The sequence below is a fragment of the Qipengyuania soli genome (assembly GCF_015529805.1).
Lineage (GTDB): Bacteria > Pseudomonadota > Alphaproteobacteria > Sphingomonadales > Sphingomonadaceae > Qipengyuania > Qipengyuania soli.
The window spans coordinates 2,788,284-2,807,538 of sequence record NZ_CP064654.1; the positions used below are offsets into that span (position 1 = coordinate 2,788,284).

Annotated in this window: 12 protein-coding genes; 9 read left to right on the forward strand and 3 right to left on the reverse strand. The window is 65.3% G+C overall.

What is annotated here, in order from left to right:
* Window positions 1–43: 43 nt before the first annotated feature.
* Window positions 44–1,489, reverse strand: coding sequence for a sensor histidine kinase (locus IRL76_RS13910; RefSeq protein ID WP_246449830.1), 1,446 nt, complete (start codon window positions 1,487–1,489; stop codon window positions 44–46).
* Window positions 1,490–1,725: 236 nt separating this feature from the next.
* Here IRL76_RS13910 and IRL76_RS13915 point away from each other — a divergent pair, with 236 nt between their 5' ends.
* The 6 genes from IRL76_RS13915 (at window position 1,726) to IRL76_RS13940 (ending at window position 8,923) form a co-directional block, all read left to right on the forward strand.
* Window positions 1,726–2,301, forward strand: coding sequence for a DUF4402 domain-containing protein (locus IRL76_RS13915; RefSeq protein WP_200981908.1), 576 nt, complete (start codon window positions 1,726–1,728; stop codon window positions 2,299–2,301).
* 1 nt (window position 2,302) lies between these two features.
* Window positions 2,303–2,854 (forward strand): DUF4402 domain-containing protein, encoded by a 552-nt coding sequence (locus IRL76_RS13920; protein WP_200981909.1) that lies wholly within the window; start codon window positions 2,303–2,305, stop codon window positions 2,852–2,854.
* A 138-nt stretch (window positions 2,855–2,992) separates the two neighbouring features.
* Window positions 2,993–3,475: a DUF4402 domain-containing protein gene (locus tag IRL76_RS13925; protein WP_200981910.1), complete on the forward strand. Its 483-nt coding sequence runs from the start codon at window positions 2,993–2,995 to the stop codon at window positions 3,473–3,475.
* A 70-nt stretch (window positions 3,476–3,545) separates the two neighbouring features.
* On the forward strand, window positions 3,546–4,067 hold the full coding sequence (locus IRL76_RS13930) for a DUF4402 domain-containing protein (RefSeq protein ID WP_200981911.1): 522 nt from the start codon (window positions 3,546–3,548) through the stop codon (window positions 4,065–4,067).
* Between the two features lie 99 nt (window positions 4,068–4,166).
* Complete coding sequence (locus IRL76_RS13935) at window positions 4,167–5,069, forward strand: fimbrial biogenesis chaperone (RefSeq protein ID WP_246449833.1); 903 nt, start codon at window positions 4,167–4,169, stop codon at window positions 5,067–5,069.
* A complete protein-coding gene (locus tag IRL76_RS13940) occupies window positions 5,066–8,923 on the forward strand; it encodes an SdrD B-like domain-containing protein (RefSeq protein ID WP_200981913.1) in 3,858 nt (1,285 codons plus the stop codon). Before IRL76_RS13935 ends, IRL76_RS13940 begins: the two co-directional genes overlap by 4 nt.
* Window positions 8,924–8,932: 9 nt before the next feature.
* Here the strand turns inward: IRL76_RS13940 and IRL76_RS13945 are convergent, their stop codons facing one another.
* The gene (locus tag IRL76_RS13945; RefSeq protein ID WP_200981914.1) at window positions 8,933–10,270 is read right to left on the reverse strand and encodes a patatin-like phospholipase family protein; all 1,338 of its coding nucleotides are present in this window, start codon (window positions 10,268–10,270) and stop codon (window positions 8,933–8,935) included.
* A 52-nt stretch (window positions 10,271–10,322) separates the two neighbouring features.
* Window positions 10,323–13,103, reverse strand: coding sequence for a phosphoenolpyruvate carboxylase (locus tag IRL76_RS13950; protein WP_200981915.1), 2,781 nt, complete (start codon window positions 13,101–13,103; stop codon window positions 10,323–10,325).
* A 228-nt stretch (window positions 13,104–13,331) separates the two neighbouring features.
* Between IRL76_RS13950 and IRL76_RS13955 the strand changes: the two genes are divergently transcribed.
* The 3 genes from IRL76_RS13955 to putA are packed head-to-tail and all read left to right on the forward strand — an operon-like array spanning window position 13,332 to window position 18,904.
* Window positions 13,332–14,204, forward strand: coding sequence for a phosphorylase family protein (locus tag IRL76_RS13955; RefSeq protein ID WP_200981916.1), 873 nt, complete (start codon window positions 13,332–13,334; stop codon window positions 14,202–14,204).
* A complete protein-coding gene (gene glpD / locus IRL76_RS13960; RefSeq protein WP_200981917.1) occupies window positions 14,201–15,709 on the forward strand; it encodes a glycerol-3-phosphate dehydrogenase in 1,509 nt (502 codons plus the stop codon). The genes IRL76_RS13955 and glpD overlap by 4 nt, the downstream gene beginning before the upstream one ends.
* 60 nt (window positions 15,710–15,769) lie before the next feature.
* Window positions 15,770–18,904 carry a bifunctional proline dehydrogenase/L-glutamate gamma-semialdehyde dehydrogenase PutA gene (gene putA / locus IRL76_RS13965; protein WP_200981918.1) on the forward strand — a complete coding sequence of 1,045 codons (3,135 nt, stop codon included), beginning with the start codon at window positions 15,770–15,772 and terminating at the stop codon, window positions 18,902–18,904.
* Window positions 18,905–19,255: the final 351 nt, after the last annotated feature.

The following is a 19,255-nucleotide window of genomic DNA, read 5'->3' on the forward strand; positions in this document are numbered from 1 at the left end:
GCCACCATAGCAGGGGGGAGCCCGCTGGCGACCCCGATGTGGCTCAGCCGGTTATCGAGACGGCAGGGAAATCGATTTCGACAAGCATTCCGTCATCGGTGAACCGGCGTTCGAAATGTCCTTGCAGCTGGCTTTCGATCGCCATGCGCAGAAGGCGCGAGCCGAAGCCCTCGCGGTCCTGAACCTGGTCTACTTCGACCGGGCTACCGGTTTCGGACCATATGACATGGATGCGACCCCCCTCCTCTGTGGAGGAGGCAATCGTCACCTGCACGCGACCCTTGCCATTCGACAGCGCGCCGTACTTTGCCGAATTGGTCGCAAGCTCATGGAAGATGAGCGCCAGAGGTGTCGCTGCCCTTGCGCCGATTGCGACATCGTCACCGGCGATTTCCACGCGGTCGCTGCCGTCGTGATAGGGCGCGAGCAGGTCGCCCAGCAGGCCCTTGAGGCAATCACTGCTACGGCCTTCGAGCGGGCGGACATAATCGTGTGCCGTACCGAGCGAGCGGACCGCCGCACTCAGCTCGCTGGCGAATTCGGCGACTTCATGACGTCCGCGCGACCTGATCGCTATAAGCCCCGAAATGACCGCGAAGATGTTCTTGATGCGGTGCGACAGCTCGTTGGCGAGCAGGTCGTTTGCCTCGCGCTGGCGGTGTTCGCGGTCGATGTCGATGAGTGTCCCGACCCATCGCCGTTCACCCTGCGGGGTCTCGATGGGAACGACGCGTGACAGCGACCAGCGCCATTCGCCATTAGCCTGCTTGAGCCTGACCTCGTCTTCGAACGGCTCGCCACGCGATGCCGAATCCTGGAAGGCGGGGGCGCTGCGGGCGAAGTCTTCCGGGTGGATACTCGCGCTCCACTCGGCCACGGTCTTCGGAGCCGGTGCACCGGTGAGTTCCATCCAGCGGGCGTTGAAATAGTCGAAATTCAGCCCCTCATCAGCCGACCAGGCGATGCCGGGGAAGGAATCGAGCACCTGCTGGATGCGCTGCTGGGCAGCTTCCTGCTCGATGGAGCGCTCTTCAGACTGTCGTTGCGAGGCGAGGCGCCGCATGACAGCCAGCCCGAGAGTTTCCAGCGTCTGGCGCTGTAGGTCGGACAGTCCCTCGGGACGGGGCACGGTGTCGATCACGCACAGCGCACCCAGTGGCGCACCCTCGGCAGAAATCAGGGGCTGACCTGCGTAGAAGCGGATACCGAGTTCTCCGGTCACCAGCGGATTTTCGGAGAAGCGCGGGTCACGCGTCGCATCGGTAACAACCATGGCGGAATCGCCCAGCATGGCATGGGCACAGAAGCTGGTCGGGCGCGGGGTTTCCTCATCTGCCACGCCAAGCCGAGCGAGGAAGACTTGCCGCTCGCTCTTCACCATGGTCACCATGGCCATGGGGGTCTGGCAAATCTCCGCGGCCAGGGCTGCAATTCCCTTCAGCTCTGCGTCATCGACAAGCGCACCCGTGCCATGAGCAGCCAGCACCATAAGGCGCTGGTCTTCTCCACAATACGCCTGCGCTGGCTTTTCGCCGCGCGGCCATAAGTCGCTCGCTTTGTGATACATCGGCCCGGACGCGATAGATTAGCCGTTCCCGCACAGTTTGACAAAGAAAATGCGCCCGACCGCACGTCGCTCGCCAAGGACTTAAGGTCGACCTACGCAACTCCACTCATGGTTACCAAGCTTTTAACACTTGCGACGATCCTCTATATTGCCGGGTCATGGAGATGCGTGGGACAGACCTGAAGAAGCGTGGACGACTGCGCATGGGCCAGATCGGCGTCATGGCGACCCTGCTGCTGGCGACGGGACCAGCCCCCGCTTTCGGGGCGCCTTCGACCATTTCGGTGACCAATCCGCTGATGTTGCGCTTTGGCACTTTTGCGGTGCCCAGTTCAGGTTTCCGCGAGGTTTCGGCGAGCGGGGCGGTCAGCAGCGCAGGGATCTTTGCCCTTAGCAGCGCAGGAACGGGACCTGCCCGCTTCACGTTGCAGTACGACCGGGGCAACAATTCCAAGCGCCGGGTCGATGTGACCATTGATCTCGTCTTCTCGACCCCTTCTGCGTTTGCGCAGGGCGGGCTCACGGCGCGGCTCAGTCGCTACCAGTCGGACATCCCCGGCTATCCCTCGATCGCGCCGGGGCAGATCGTTCGCGTCCAGCTGGACAACTGCCTCCAGCGGGTCTGTTCGATGTCCTTCAACCTGGGTGGAAGGCTCGATGTGGACCGGAGCTTTGGCGGGGGCAATGTCGCCATTCCGATTCCGGTCGATGCCGTACTGGTGTCCGAGCGCTGAGATGCAGGCACGCTGGCTCCTCGTCCTGGCGGGTCTTGCGGCAGGCAGCCATGGAGTCCCCGCGATTGCCGGCGGAAGTGCCGGGGCAAGCGGGATTGCAAGTGCAACGATCGTCGAGCCGATCGCCCTGCGTTCGATCGACCCGCTCCAATTCGGCGTGATTGCGGCGGCGCGTTCTGGAAGCGGATCGATCACGGTCGACCCGCAGACCGGGGCCAGCACGTTTTCGGGCAGCCTCGCTCCGGCATGCCCGCACAATGCCAGCTGTTTTGCGCGCCCGGCGCAGTTTGGAGTGACAGGTGAAGCAGGGCGTCGTTACCGGATCGATGCGCCCCAGGTGGCCAGCGCGGTGCGGCAGGAAGGCGGCTATGCCACCTTGCCGATCAGCGCGATAAGGATTTGGGTCGGGTCCGGTTCGGCGCAGGATCCAAGGGGACTGCTGGACGCGAGCGGCAATGACAGTTTTCGAGTCGGTGGAACGCTGTCTGTTCCTGCAGGCACTCAGCCGGGAATTTACCAGGCAGAGCTCGCAGTGGTTGTTTCCTATGATTAAGGCGCTCCTAAGCTTGTGCGTAAAACCACGTAATTGCGGGTTATTTTCCCAGTAAGCCTTTCTTAAAAGCTACGCGGTATCCCTTAGCTCGCACCGGCTGCTGCTGGGCGCCATAGAAAGATACCAGGGGACACCTAAATGAAGAAGATCGTTCTGGCGGCAGTCGTCGCTACCGCCGCAACCATCGCTGTCCCGGCCGCTGCGGCGCCGGGCGACACCGCAACCACCACGGGCTCGGCCACTGCAACCATCGTTGCACCGATCTCGATTTCGCACGACGCTGCCTCGCTGAACTTCGGCGTTCTCGTATCGCCTTCGGCTGCCAGCCAGGTTACCGTCGTCGGCGCCAACGCGACCGTCACTTCGGGCGATGCAGTCCAGCTCGGCACGGGCGGGTCGGACTCGTTCACCGTTACGGGTGATGCGGGTCGCAGCTTCGCCATCGTGACCGGTGGCAACACCATGGGCGGCATGTCGTTCACCACGACTGCTCCTGCTTCGGGCACCATCGGCGCCGGTGGCTCGACGCAGTTCTCGGTCGGCGGTGTGCTGAACATTCCGGCCAGCCAGGCTGCCGGTGTTTACACCACCACCTACAACGCAACCGTCACCTACAACTAAGTAGCGTTTCGAGAAGGGCCGTCGGGCGGGTCATCCTGACCCGACGGCTCCCTCGTGCCGGACACGCATCATGCGCACCGCCCTCCACAAGATAGCCAAAGGCCTGATGGCCGGCACGCTGGGGTTGGTGGCAGTTTCGGCGCAAGCGGCGCCCGGGAACACCAAGACTGTTTCCGGAACCGCCAATGTTACCATTGCCCAGCCGGCCCAAATCCAGAAGGTCGACGACCTGCGCTTCGGCGTCATCGTTCGTCCCGCCGGCGCCGGTATGGTAGAGATCGATCCCTCCGGAACGATCACAGCCAACATTGATATCAGCGCCTACCCGGGCAATCGTGGCCCTTCGCGCTTCCTGCTGGTTGGCGACAACAATCGCAGGTTCCTAGTCTTCCTGCCCAGTCGCATCGACATCACCAATGGGACTGCGACCATGCGCGTCGACCGGTTCCGCATGAATGCCGTCAACGGTTCGACCCGTTTCGACGCCAACGGCCGCTACAACCTGTATGTGGGCGGACGCCTGAACGTCGGGGCAAACCAGGCAGTTGGACAATACTCGGGGACATTCGACGTCACCGTAGTTTACCAATAAATTAACCATATTAGGGTTATCCCTCAGGTTCGAAGCAACCTCTAGGGAACGGGCAATCCTAACATGACGTCGGGTCCGACCAAAAAACTCCGCAGCCGCGTGGCCGCCGGCACTGCCATCGCGTGCCTCATGGCGATGGGCATCACCTCCTCTTCGGCGCAGCAAGCCGGCGATCTCGGCGCGGCCGTGCCCGTTCCACCTGCGGGCTCTGTCGGGGGCATGGGTGACGTCAACCTCTTCCCCAAGCGCGTGGTCATCAACGGACGACGCGAAATTGCGACCGTCGGTCTCTACAACAAGACTCTCGACGACGGCGAATACGAGATCGCGATCGTCGACATGGCGATGACCCCGCAGGGGCAGCTCGTCCGCTTCGACAACGGTCTCGACGAGGCGACCAAGGCCAAGGTCCGCACTGCCAGCGAGATGCTGCGCTATTCGCCGCGCAGGGTCATTCTGCGGGGTAGCGAATCCCAGCTCGTCCGCATCATGGCGCGCGCGGGCGCGGAAGTGCCCGATGGCGAATATCGCTCGCACTTCGTCGTCACTTCGGTCCCCGAGGATGCCGGATTCAGCATCGAGCAGGCAGCCGGTGCCCAGCAGCCGGACGGCATCGGTGTGACCATCCGTCCGCGCTTCGGCATCGCCATCCCGGTGTTCGTGCGGGTCGGCACGACCACCCTCGACGTCGACATTACCGCACCCAGGATCATCACCGAACCTGACGGTTCGCGCGCGGTGTCGTTCACGCTCACGCGTTCGGGCACCCGCTCAGCATTCGGCGATGTCTTCGTTCGGGCACAGGGCTCTTCCAAGCCGATCGCGATCTCCAAGGGTATCGGCGTCTACCCCGAAGTGGATTCGCGCCAGGTCATCGTCCCGATCGATCCTACGACCGACCCGCGTCTGCTGGCCAAGGGAACTCGCCTGACGATCGACTTTGTCGACGATGACTTCTCGCCCGGTAACAAGCTTGCCGAAAGCGCATTCCAGGTCCCGTGAGTAACCGTGTTTTCGTCCGTGGTGCAGGCGTCGCATGCCTCGCCGCGGCCCTTGTCGGCTACTCGCTGGCAACGGACGACAACGACTACCTGCCGCAACTCCCGGGCGATGGCGACGACGGAGACGAAGGTGCTCCGCAAAAGCCCTTTTTGCGGGCGCCGCTGCCCGAGCCCAGCTTCGGGGCTTCCGCAACACGCCTGCCGACGACCAACGGCACCTCGACCAGCCTTAAGGCACGTCGTAGCGGCCTGCTCACCTCTGCCAGCAGGGTTCCGGTCGCGGTCGATCCGGCACGCCCGTCGTTCGTCCTGCCGGTCGCTCCTGCGGGCGAGGCTGACGCAGGGCCAGCTCCGGCAAGTCCGCCAGCAGCGTCCGCGGCAGCACCGGACCAGCCGGTAGCCATCGCAGCCCCCGCCGCATTGCCTGCCGCAACCTCGGGCGCGGTTCCGAGCTTCGCGGATGTCTTCGGCGCTCCCTCCGGCCCCGCAGAGGCGGCTGTGCCGGGCGAAGCCACCGAAGTCGTCCCTGCCGCTGCGCCATCTGCAGCCCCTGCAGTCCGGTCGGAGGAGGTGGTGGCCGAGCCCGTTCTCGAACCACCGCCGCTCCCTCCTCCAGTTGCGATGGACTCCGCTCCTCCGCCGTCTGAGCAAATGGCAGAGCCGATCACCGAGGCGCCCGTCGAGGCGCCTTTCGCGCAAGCTGAGCCCGGCGAAATTCCGCCTGCCGCGACAGTGCCGGACCCAGAGCCTGCGCCGGTGACCGCGCTGCCTGACAACCCGCCTGAAGTCACTGTCGCTGTGGACCCGGTTCCGGCACTTGCCGCAGCCCCCGCCCCTGCTCCTGCTTCCATTCCCGCTGCTGCGTCGGTTCCCGCATCGCCAGCCCCGTTCGCCGGGGTTGCCGATGCGGGAACGGTGCCTGCTCCGGCAAGCCCTGCGACAGAAAAAACGGACGCCCACCAAGGCCAAGTCACTGTTGCGACGACGGTTTCTCCGGAGGTCAGGGCACCACTCGCGCCGATAGCCCCGGCTCAGGCGACATCGCCAGCCGGCACTGCTTCGACGGCATCGGTGGCTCCCGTCGAGCCGGTCGCCGAACTCGTACCGCTCCCGCGCCAGTCCTCGATCCTGGGCATTCCCGGGACCGGCGAGCAGGTTTCCGGCCAGCCGGCCTCGATTGCCGACGATCCGGTCCAGCTCGGCATGGCGTCGAACGCGCCCTTCTCGACCACTGCGGGAACCCCGCTGCTGAGCTACCAGGACGAGCTCATCCTCGAGCTGAAGGTCAATGGCGCGCCCGAGACCGACACGATCATCGCCTATGGCACGCGCGGCGGGCTCTACTTGCCGCTCGGAGCGATCGCGCGAATACTCGACCTTGCGGTCACGGTTACCGACGAGGGCCGCTACGCTCATGGCTGGGTGCTCAGCGAGGACCGCACGATCACCATCGACCTGCGCGGCGACGAAATCGAGCTGCCGGGCAAGACGATCCGGATCGACAACACTCTTGCCACCGATTTCGATGGCGAGCTCTACCTGCGGATGGACCAGTTCGCGGTCCTTTTCCCCGTCGAGGTCACGGCCGACCTGCGATCGCAGACCGTCCTCCTCAAGACGCTCGAAACCTTTCCCTTCGAGGCCCGCAGGAAGCGCGAGGCCGACCGCGAGAAGCTGGCGGCGCGCGAGGCTTCGACCGACAGCGGCCCGAAATTCGACCGTGTCGAGCAACCCTACCAGGCCTTCTCGCTACCTTCGGCCGACGTTGAGCTGCGCGCAGTTTCGGACCGCATCTACGGCACCCGGATGGAAGGCGACATCCTGCTGGCAGGTGACCTTGGCTACCTGTCGGCGGATGCCTACCTCAGCGGGGATACCAAGAACGGACTCGTCGCTTCGCTGTTCAAGGTCGGGCGGATGGACCCCGATGCCGACTTGCTGGGACCGCTGAAGGCCACTGCCTTTTCCTTGGGCGACATCCATTCGACCACCATGGCGCTGGGCCTGCGCAGCGTTTCGGGGCGCGGCCTGACCCTGACGAATGCGCCCTCACAAGTATCTTCGGTATTCGACAAGGTCGATATCCGCGGCATCCTGCCCGACGGCTACGAGGTCGAGCTCTACCGCAACGACGTGCTGGTCGGATCCACGCGCGATGCGGTCAACGGGCAATATGAATTCCTGCGTATCCCGGTCGATTTCGGCCTCAACGTCTTCCGCCTCGTCTTCTTCGGGCCGCAGGGCCAGCGCAGCGAGACGGTGCAGCGGATCAGCGTCGGCGATGGCCGCGTGCCGAAGGGAAAGCTGGTCTACAGCATGGACCTGGCGCAAAAGGACGAGAACCTGTTCGAGGTCCGCCAGCCACGCTTCGTCCCGTCGCGAGACTTCGGATCGTGGCGTGCATCGACACAGCTGGCCTATGGCCTGACCTCGGGCCTGACCGGTATCTTCGGCGGGGCGTGGCTGCAGACGCTCGACCAAGACCGCTGGCTCGCCAATGCGGGCCTGAGGACGAGCATCGCCGGCCTCGCGGTCAAGGCTGATGCGGGTTACGCGGACGGCGGCGCGACGGCTTTCGGCCTCGGCATCGGCGGACGTTTCGGTCGCTCGGCGATCACGGTCAGCCACACCGAATACGGCGGGGAATTCCCCGACGAGACCAAGCTCATCGGCCAGCAGTTCCTGCGCCGCGCGACGGAAGTCGACATCAACACCAGCCTGTCGCTCAACAACGACAATTTCACGCTCCCGCTCAGCGCCCGCTTCCGCAATTACCTCGATGTCGATGGGCGCAATACGCTGGTGGGAGGGCTGCGGGCATCGACCCGCCTGGCCGGCCTGCTGGTTTCGAACACGATCGACTATTCGCGGGTTACCGGGCCGGACATCGAGAAGAACGAACAGCTCTACGGCAATTTCGATCTCGCGACGATTTCGCGCGGCTCGACGCGAGCCCGCGTTTCGCTGGGCTACCAGCTGATGCCGTCGACCGATCTCACGAATGCCACGCTCGAGATCGATCACGCTATTGATCCGAAGACCTCGATCCGTGGCATCGCCGGCTATGACTTCAATGCCAAGGGCGCGCGCTTCGGCATTTCCGGCGTACGCGATTTCGACCGCTTCAGCCTTGCGCTCGATTCCAATTATTCCTTCGTCGACAAGAGCTATTACGTCGGGCTGCGGCTCGGCTTCAGCCTCGGACGCGACCCGCTGCGCGGACGCATGTTCATGGCAAGGCCAGGTCTGGCAAGCTCCGGCGGGGCGACCGTCCGCGCGTTCCGTGATCTCGATGGCGACGGGACCTTCGGCGCGGGCGACGAAGCCATCGGGGATGTCGATTTCGTCGCCTACAACCAGACCGCGAAAACCGATGACAAGGGCGTGGCAAGGCTCACCGGGCTCGGCATGGGGCGTGCGGTCAGCATCCAGATGGACACGACCACTCTGCCCGATATCGACATGGCTCCGGCAAAGCCCGGCCTCGAAGTCGTGCCGCGGGCGGGCCGCATCCACGCGATCGATTATCCGGTCGTTTCCCTGAGCGAGATCGAGGGCATGGCGCGCTTCGCCGATGTCGCCGGCGAGCGCGGCGTTTCCGGCGTGCGGCTCCAACTGGTCAACGAGAAGGGCGATGTCGTCGCCTATGCCAAGACCGAGGTCGACGGGTATTATTTCTTCGAACGCGTGGTTCCGGGCACGTATCGCCTGCGCATCGACCCCGATCAGCTGGAGCGGTTGCAGCTCTGCCCGCTCAATGGCGAGGCGGTGTTCGTCGGCAATGTGTCCGATGTAATTTCGCGCAACCTGTCGATCGGCACCTGCGCCCCGGCCATTGCCCGTGCCAGCGAATAGCTATCCCGGCTAGAGCGTGCTGAGCGGCCAGAAGGCCCCGCCTGCCCGTTCTGCCTTGTAGCGCCCCAGATCGCGAAGCCGCGCCATGAAGGCGGGCTTGAACATCTCGTCCTTCTTGAAGTTCTCGCCCACCTCGCTCGGGAAGGTGTCGTACTGGTCGGCCGTTGTGACGAGGATCTCGCCATAGGGATTGCTCAGGCGGAGCGAAGCGATGGCGCCGATTTCGCTTTCGTTGACCAGCAGGTCGTAGCCGCGCTGGCCGTTCTCGAGCGGACCCGACTTGTGGTTGAGGGTCTGGTCGAACTTGCGCACCGTCGGGCCGTTGCGGACCACGAAGACTTTCGGGGCCTTGCGCCGGTATTCTTCGGAAAAGGCTTCCTGGGTGACGGCGGCGGTCTTGGTCATGCCATGGCTCGCCATGGCCTCGCGCACCTCCTTGTCGACGAGGGCCATCGCGCGATCGAAGAATACCGAGCGCCTGACGCCGCCATCGTAGAGCGACAATGCCTTGCCGCCGCTCCCCGCGACGCGCAGTTGCTGATGGAAGATCGGCATGGCGGATGAAGCCATCGTGGCTGCCGCCAATGCCTCGGTCGCGGCAGCCTTGCTCGCCGCCTTGTTCACCAATTCGCGCAAATCGGCATAGCGGAAGATGCCACGCTCCGCTTCAACGAAGCCCGCGTATCCCGCAACGCTCGACGCGCCAATGGCATCGACAAGGCGATAATCACCGCCCGGTGCCAGCGCCTCGATAATGCGCTTCCTCAAGGGCGCGGTTCCGGCGGCCGAACCGTACAGCGGGACCGTCAGGAGCCCGTTGTGATCGACCACATCGCTCTCCTTCTCCGGTGAGTAGCCCCAGAGCATGCGGTCGATGGCGAAGCGCCGCATTTCGGGTGTCTGCTTCTCGTCGAGAGCGACCATCAGCATCATCGTCTGCAGCGATCCGGTCGAAATGCCGGTAATCACGCCGATCCCGGGCAGGGCCAATTCCGGGGCACCACTCTTCCTGCTCAGCGTGTCGAACAGGCCCGCGCCGAAGGCACCCCACTGGCCGCCGCCTGAAAGCAGCAGGACATTGCATTCTTCGGGCCCCTCCTGTGAATGGCACAGCACTGCATCGCGTACGGAGCAGGCCAGCGGATCGTCGACCCGGCACAGCTCGGCCGTCTGGGCGTCACGCTGGATATCGCGAAACAATGGCCCGGAATCGCCGTCCATGACATGCGAGTAGAAGCCCTCGACCTCGAAGGTCAGCGCGCCGCGGCGGAAGACCTTGAAGACCGTGAGCCCGATCGAGACCAGTGCCACCAGCGTGACCAGCACGCCAAGAAAGAAATTGCCCAATTCGCTTCTCCCCCTGTCCTGCGGGTGTGAAGCGAAAAGCGCGAAATTTCAATCAGCCGTGGGCGCCGAACTCGTTGGCGATCGAGGTCGAGATGCGCAGGCAAAGGGCATAGGCATCGTCGATCGGGTCGATGAATTGCTGGCGGATGGCGGCATAACCCTCGTCCTGGCCCGGCGGGTAATCGCCCGGCTCGGCCATGGCGAAATCCCCCTTGCGCGGGAAGCTGGTCGGATAGGCGCGGCGCAGCTGTGCCAGAGCATCCTCGATGCGGAGCGAGAAGACCATCTCGAGCACGTCGTGACGGCTGATGTCGTTGGCCCGACTGAAGGCCGGGACCGACACGGCCTTGAGGAAGATGTGCTGGAGCAGGGCGAGGCGAACAGCCTGGAGCACGCCGATCATGCGGCGCACCCCTTCGCGTTCGGGATGCGGGTCCTCGTCCGGTACCAGGTCGAACAGCCGGTGGAGCTTGAGCGCATCGACGCGCAGGCGCGAGGCGAGGCGGCGGAAGACTCCGTTGCGATCGTCCGAAATCAGGTACTCGGCCAAGGCCTCGCAAGCCTCGCCGAGGTGGTCCTCGGTCCCGCGATAGGGGCGGCTGGCCCAGTATGCCGAATTGAACAGCTCGCCATAGGCGGCGACCGTCTTGATGCTGGCGAGCGCGTTCGATGCGCGAACCAGCCGCATGATCTGCTGCCCGCGCGCGCTCTCGCCGATCAGCGCGGCGATGTCCTCCATATTGCCTTCCGCTGCACTGCCGACACCGGCGATGATGTTCACCGGGTAGCCGAGCTGCTGGAGGATGGCGTTGTGCGGGATGGCGCGGATCTGCCGCAGGCTCATGTCGCGGTCGGCGGCGATGTCAGACTGGCGGCGCGACTTGCGGCTGCCGGTTTCGTTGAGCAGGCCGAGGCCGAAGGCGGTAATTGCGCGGCTGTAGGTCCGGCTTTCCAGGTGGTCGCGCTGGTGCTCCTTGATCGCGCGGTAGAAGTCGAGGCTGAGGTCGGTGCGGCGGTAGAAAGGATCGACCGGAGCATCGGTGTCGGTGTGCGCGGGACTGAACTGGACGATGCGAGTCAGGGTCGCCAGTGCCAGCTCGGGTGTGCCGAAGAACAGGTATCCGTCGCCACCCTGGAAGCTCGCTTCCGGCTCCAGCGCAATGCCCGCACGGGCGAAACGGCGCTGCGCCCAGGGGCTCAGTGGCCATTCGAGGCGGTCCTCGAAGCTCGAGGGATGGGCGCCGCGGCCCATGCCTTCGCCATGCGTGTCGAACACCAGCGCCGCGACATCGGTCATGCCGTTGTTGGCCATCGCCTCGGCGAGGCGGCCCTGCAGGCGCTCGATGGCAAGGCTTGCGGGGATCTGGCCGACGAAGCGCCCGGCATCGGAGAAGCCTGTCTGGATCGCGACGCGGCCGCGCTTTCGGGCGTAGCTGCGGTAGGCTTCCTCGGCGAGCAACTGGTCGAGGAAGCGCCCGCCGTGCTCCAGCGCTGTCTCGGTCTCGAACAGGGGCGAGACGTCGACCTTGCCGTCGATCCCGAAGCGCTTGGCGAAGAACAGCGCGGCAAGCACGGTCGAGGGCTGCTCGCATTCGGCCACCAGCATGCGGATCGGCGCATCTGCGTCCACATGCTTGAGGATCTGCGCCATGGCGAGGAACTGGCGCACCGCTGTCGAGCTTTCGACCGCGAGGCTGGCGAAATTGGCGCTGATCGGCTCAGCGGCATCGACGAGGTCGCGCAGCGCCGCCACCGCACCGCGGCTGCCGAGATCGATGTCGTGCGCATCCCCGAGCCGCTGGCGGATCGCATTGTGCAGCTGCTTGGCATTCACGCGGAAGTGGATCCAGCCCATGCCGAGGCCGTCTGCGCGCATCGCCGCGGCGAGAGTGCGCAGGGCGATCGCCTTGCCGGTTTGGGCGGTGCGGGCCCCCTCTTCCAGCTGCGCCACCAGCGGGGTGAGCGAGAGCAGTCGCGCCTCACCCCCTTCGGTGAGCCGGTCGGCGGCAGCGGAAAGGTCTGCCGGATCGGAAAGGTCGCCGCCGAACTCCGCGGCGCTGGCAGCGGCGAGATCGCCTGCCGTGCGCAAGGTCGGGATCAGCGGGTGCGCACCGTCGATGGCTTCGAGCGAGGCGGCGTAGCGCGACAGGCGTTCAGCCTTTTCCGACAGGCGGAAGGCGATCGAGGTGTACCACTTGATATCGGTGCGGCCGTCCATGTCGTAGCCGACCCAGCTGGCGAAGCGGAAAGGCAGCGGGGCCAGTTCCTGCCAGCGTTCGGGCCATGCCTCGCTCGCCTGCCGGAACACTTCGGCGACGATCCGGTCGCGGGCGTCCTGCGCGCGGCCGATGGCTGCCATGGCACATTCGTGTTCGTAAGCGAGAGTTATGTCGGGTCGCTCGCTTCCGGTGCCCGGCGCGATGGGATCGCCGGTCACGGCGCTTTGTGCGACCGCTTGCGACTGGCCGGGCGTGAGGAGGAAGGTCGGATGCGCGGTGAAGACCGCGTGGAGATGCGGGCGCTCCCAGAACCTGCGAAAGGCGTCGAAATTGCCTGATGCATCGGCCAGTTCCGCAAGACGGCGCGAGGATGCGGAAGGCTCGACCAGGCAGCGCAGGCGCGAGGCGCGCGATTCGAGCGACTTGGCTTCGAGCTCGTCGACCAGCCCGGCAAGGTCGGCAATCGAGGTCATCCCGCTTTCGAGCTGGCGCGACAGGTCGAGCGAAAGCTGGAATACCGGGTTGAACAGCGGTGTCTGCGCAGTGGTCCGGTGCAGCTCGCGCAGCCGCTCGCTGAGCGCGGCTAGGGTCGGCTGGAGCGGCTTCGGGGTCATCGCACTGTCCTCGCTTTCAGAGGCGACACTGTTCGGCGCGGAGGCGCCCTCCCGTCAAGCAAGGCTATCCTTCGCCTTGCATGAATACGGTTGCGGCGCGCAAATGCCTGCCGGGGCTGGACACGGCGTCGGGGAGAGGTCACCCCCTTCTGCGCGTTAACCCTAAGCCGGAACCGTGCGGTCACGTGCGGGCGGGCAGTGCCTTTTGAAAAGGGACCAAGGAAGATCATGAGCGACTGGACCATCGGAATCATCGGCGGATCGGGCCTTTACGCGATGGATGCGCTGGAGGATGCGCAGTGGATCCGGATCAACTCGCCGTGGGGCGAGGCATCGGACGAAATCCTCTGCGGCACTATCGGCCATGTGCGCGTGCGCTTCCTTCCGCGCCATGGACGCGGTCACCGGATCTCGCCGTCCACACTGAATTCACGCGCCAATATTGATGCGCTGAAGCGGGCGGGCTGCACCGACATCCTCGCGATCAGCGCGGTCGGCTCGCTGTCCGAAGAACTGCCCCCGGGCCGCTTCGTGACGGTCGACCAGTTCATCGACAATACCAAGGGTCGTCCCTCCTCCTTCTTCGGAGACGGACTCGTCGCGCATGTCTCCATGGCCGATCCGGTGTGCCCGCGCCTGTCGAAGCACGCGGCGAAGGCGGTTGCCAAGGTCGGCGGGGATTGCAGCGAGGGCGCGACCTATCTCGCGATGGAAGGGCCGCAGTTTTCCAGTCGCGCCGAGAGCAAGCTCTACCGCCACTGGGGCGCCGAAGTCATCGGCATGACCGGCATGCCCGAGGCCAAGCTCGCACGCGAGGCGGAGCTTCCCTATGCGCTGCTGGCCATGGTGACCGACTGGGACAGCTGGCGCGACAACGAGGCCAGCGTCGATGTCGCCGAAGTGGTCGCGCAGATGGGCAAGAATTCTGCCGTCGCCCGCAAGGCGGTCGAGGCATTCTGCAAGGGTCTGCCGAAGAAGCGCAATCCTTCGCCCATAGACCATGCGCTGTCCGATGCGGTCATCACGGCACCGGACAAGCACGACAAGGAATTGCTTTCCAAGCTCGACGCCGTGGCAGGACGCCTGTTCCGCCACTCATGAAGGAGTACTACGACCTCCTCGTCATCGGCGGCGGGATAAACGGCGCGGGGATCGCGCGCGACGCGGCGGGACGGGGGATGAAGGTCCTGCTGGTCGAGAAGGACGACCTCGCCTCTCATACGTCCTCTGCCAGCACCAAGCTGGTCCATGGCGGCCTGCGCTACCTCGAGAATTACGAGTTCCGACTGGTCGCGGAATCGCTGCGCGAGCGCGAAGTGCTACTGCATGCTGCGCCGCATATCATCTGGCCACTGCGCTTCGTGATGCCGCACGAACCCTCCATGCGACCCAAGTGGATGCTGCGGGCCGGGCTGCTGCTCTATGACAATATCGGTGGGCGGATGAGCCTGCCCAAGAGCCGTTCGGTCGACCTGCGCAAGGCGCCACACCGCGGGGTCCTGCAGGATCGACTGACGTCCGGCTTCGAATACTCCGATTGCTGGGTCGAGGATTCGCGGCTGGTCGTGCTCACGGCAATGGACGCCGAGGCGCGGGGCGCCGAGGTGCTGACGCGGACCGAATGTACCGGGCTGGAGCGGGGGCCTGAGGCGTGGCAGGCGATGCTGCGGGACGAGGCCGGCACGCGCGAGGTTTGTGCGAGGGCCGTTGTCAACGCCGCGGGTCCCTTCGTCGACCGCGTGGCCAGGGTCGCGCTGGGCCAGGGCACGCCCGCACACCTGCGCCTCGTCAAAGGCAGCCATATCATCGTCTCGCGCCGTTTCCCGGGAGAGCACGCCTATATCTTCCAGCAGCCCGACGGGCGGATCGTCTTCGCCATTCCCTACGAGCGGGACTTCACCCTCATCGGCACGACCGACCAGCTGTTCGACGGCGACCTCGACGCAGTGGAGATCTCGCCTGCGGAGGTAACTTACCTGTGCGAGGCCGCTTCGCGCTATTTCGCCAGCAGCGTGACGCCCGACGAAATTGCCGCGACCTATGCCGGCGTGCGGCCGCTTTACGAGGACAATGCGGCGAAGAATTCGACCGTAACGCGCGACTATGTCTTCGAACTGGACACGGCGGACGGCGCGCCGATCCTGTCGGTCTATGGCGGCAAGATTACTACCTATCGCAAGCTCGCCGAACATGCGCTGGCCAAGCTGGGCAAGGCGATGGACCTGCCCGGAGAGGCGTGGACGGCAGAGGCAACTCTTCCCGGCGGCGAATTCGAGGACGGCAACTTCGCGCGCTTCCTGTGGCGCGCCAGCGAGGGGCGCGAATGGGTGCCGCCCGAAATGCTTCTCCGGCTGGCGCGCGCCTACGGGACGCGGCTGGCCGAAGTGCTCGGTGATGCCACCAGCCTCGACGACCTGGGCGAACACATGGGGGGCAACCTCTACGAGGCCGAATTGCGTTACCTCGTCGAGCACGAATACGCCCGCACTGGTGAGGACTCGCTGTGGCGGCGCAGCAAGCTGGGTCTCCACCTGCCCGCAGACGCTAAGGAGCGGGTGATCCGCTGGATGGCTGAGAACGCTACGGCACGCGTCGACTTCGCTTGATTGCGCGAGGTTGCGGGTCCAAGGGCCGCGCAACAATCTTTCACGCAAGAATTGAGTCGTATGGCCGCCGAAAATTCCCTCCCCAAGTCCATCTCCCGCCAGGCATTGCGCGAGGCATATCGCGCGGAAGAAAACGCGCTGGTCGCAGAGCGCATGGCGCAGGCGCAGCGCGCGTCGGAGAAGAACGCGGAGGCGGCGAAACTTGCAGGCCGGCTGATCGAGGGCGCGCGTTCACGCAAGGCCAGCGGGCTCGATGCCTTCCTCCAGCAGTACGGCCTGGCGACCGAGGAAGGCATTGCGCTGATGTGCCTCGCCGAGGCGCTGCTGCGCGTTCCCGACGCCGCGACTGCGGACGCGCTTATCCGCGACAAGATCGGCGATATCGACTGGGCCGAGCACCTCGGCGAAAGCTCTTCGACCTTTGTCAATGCGGCGACCTTTTCGCTGATGCTGACGGGCGAAGTGCTCGACCGCCCCGAGGATATCCAGAAGGGCCTCGGCAAGACGCTGAAGCGAACGGTCAATCGCCTCGGCGAGCCGGTGATCCGCAAGGCGACGCTGCAGGCGATGCGCATCCTCGGCGGGCAGTTCGTCTTCGGACGGACGATGGACGAGGCGCTGAAGCGCGCCGCGCCGGAACGGGCCAAGGGCCTGACGCACAGCTTCGACATGCTTGGCGAAGGGGCGATGACCTTTGCCGATGCCGAGCGTTACCGGCAGAGCTACGAGCGCGCGATCGTGAGGCTGGCGAAGGAGGCCACGGGCAAGGTCGAAACCTCGCCCGGCATCTCGGTGAAGCTCTCGGCGCTGCACCCCAAGTACACCTTCCTTCACGCCGCGCAGGCGGTGGCGGACCTCGTCCCGATGATCCGCGACCTCGCCGTGTTGGCGCGCGATTCGAACATCCATTTCACCATCGATGCCGAAGAGGCCGAGCGCCTCGAACTGTCGATGGACATCATCGAGGCGCTGGCGGCGGACGATGCGCTCTTCACCCGGGCCGACGGCTCGCAGTGGACCGGCTTCGGGCTGGCGGTTCAGGCGTACCAGAAGCGTGGGCTTCCGATGGTCGACTGGGTCGCGCGGCTTGCCCGCAAGCATGACCGCAAGTTCTTCGTCCGCCTGGTCAAGGGCGCGTACTGGGACACCGAGATCAAGCTCAGCCAGGTCGGCGGCTACAAGGACTTCCCGGTGTTCACCCGCAAGCTTGCGACCGACGTCAGCTACCTCGCCTGTGCCGAGCGGATGCTGGCCGCCGACGATGCCATCTACCCGGCATTCGCCACGCACAACGCCTACACCATCGGCGCGATCAAGGCGCTCGCGGCAGGCAAGACTTTCGAGTTCCAGCGTCTCCACGGAATGGGCGAGGACGTTTACGACGCGCTTGCGCAGGCCGAGGGCAATGCCCGCACCAACGTGCGCATCTATGCACCTGTCGGCACGCACAAGGACCTGCTCGCCTACCTCGTGCGCCGACTGCTCGAGAACGGGGCGAATTCGAGCTTCGTCAACCGCATGGCCGATGCCAATGTGCCGGTGAGCGAGCTGGTAACCGACCCGGTGGCGGACCTCGCCGCGCTCGAACCCTATCGCAATCCGGCGATCCCGCTGCCGCGCGACATCCTGCCCAACCGTATCAATTCGGCGGGCGTCGACCTCGCCGATCCGACCGTGCGCGAGCCGCTACTGGAGCGCCTCGCCGCGCTCGAAAGCCGCCAGTGGCACGCCGAGCCGACCTTCGTCTCGGGCGCCGAGGGCGAGACCGCCCCGATCACTAAGCCGCACGACCTCACCCAGACCGTCGGCACCCGCCGCGATGCCTTGCCCGAGGAAGTGGCCGAGGCCATCGCCCGGGCCGAAGCGATCCAGCCCGGCTGGGACGCGCTCGGCGGCGAGAAGCGCGCACTGCTGCTCGAGGAAGCGGCCGACCTGTTCGAAGCGCATACCGATGAAATCCTCAGCCTGTGCCAGCGCGAAGCGGGCAAGACGCTGGTCGATGCGGTGCTCGAACTGCGCGAGGCGGTCGACTTCCTGCGCTATTACGCGGGCGAGGCGCGGCGGCTGTTCAATGCGCCGATCCCGCTGCCCGGCCCGACCGGCGAGGAGAACCGCCTGACGCTCGCCGGGCGCGGCGTCTTTGCCACGATCTCGCCCTGGAACTTCCCGCTCGCCATCTTCATCGGCCCCGCCGCCGCGGCGCTCGCCGCGGGCAATACGGTGGTCGCCAAGCCCGCCGAGCAGACCCCGCTGATAGCCGCGCTGGCGGTGAAGCTGTGCCACCAGGCGGGCATTCCCGAGGACGTGTTCCAGCTGATCACCGGCGCGGGCGATGTCGGCGCGATGATAACCTCCGACCCACGCATCGCGGGCGTTGCCTTTACCGGCTCGACGCAGACCGCGCAGGCGATCAACCGCAGTCTCGCCGCGCGCGATGCGCCGATCGCCACCTTCATCGCCGAGACCGGCGGGCAGAACGCGATGATCGTCGATTCGACCGCCTTGCCCGAGCAGGTCACGCGCGACGTCGTCGCCAGCGCCTTCCAGAGCGCGGGTCAGCGCTGCTCGGCCCTGCGCGTGCTCTACGTCCAGGAGGACGTCGCCGACGGCATGATCGAGATGATCCGCGGTGCCTTCGAGGCGCTGAGCGTGGGCGATCCCGACGACCTCGCGACCGATGTCGGCCCGGTGATCGATCCCGATGCGCAGGCCGCGCTCGAACGCCATGTCGCCCGCCGCGAACAGTCGGGCAGGACGATCTGGCGACGCGACCTCGCGCCCGAGACTGCCAAGGGCTGCTTCGTCGCACCGACGATCATCGAGATGGATTCGATCCTCGACCTGAAGCGCGAGAACTTCGGCCCTGTCCTCCACGTGGTCCGCTTCAAGGCCGCCGACCTGCCGCAGGTCGTGCGCGACATCAACGCCACCGGATACGGCCTGACACTGGGCCTCCATTCGCGGCTCGAAGAGACCCGCGAATATGTCGAGCGCCACGCGCGGGTCGGCAATTTCTACGTCAACCGCAACCAGATCGGCGCGGTGGTCGAAAGCCAGCCCTTCGGCGGTGAGGGCCTATCAGGCACCGGTCCCAAAGCCGGCGGCCCGCACTACGTCCTGCGCTTTGCCACGGAGCGGGTGGTGTGCATCGACACGACTGCGGCAGGGGGTAATGCGACGCTGCTGGCGAGCTAGTTAGCTCGACTACTTACTAGGACGAATAGCCTCATCAGCTCTCAAGTTCGATTCCGACTCGGAGCTTATTCGCACGCCGCGCATAGCGGGAATTGCGAATTGGATTGATCAGGGCCCACTGGTGCCCCGCAGTGTCCGCAACTGACCTTCGGTGCGCTGCAAGAATCTCTGCGGCCAGCTTTCCGATTTGCATGCCAGTCGCGTTTTTCTTTCTCTGTGAATGACATCGTCGTCTCCTTCGACGTCAAAGATAAGAGGACCGTCCTAATTGTTCGTTTCCAGTGACTAGGCAAAGATGGTCAGGAGAGGGGATATTCCCTGCCCCAAGCTTGCCCCCGCCCCCCCAATCGG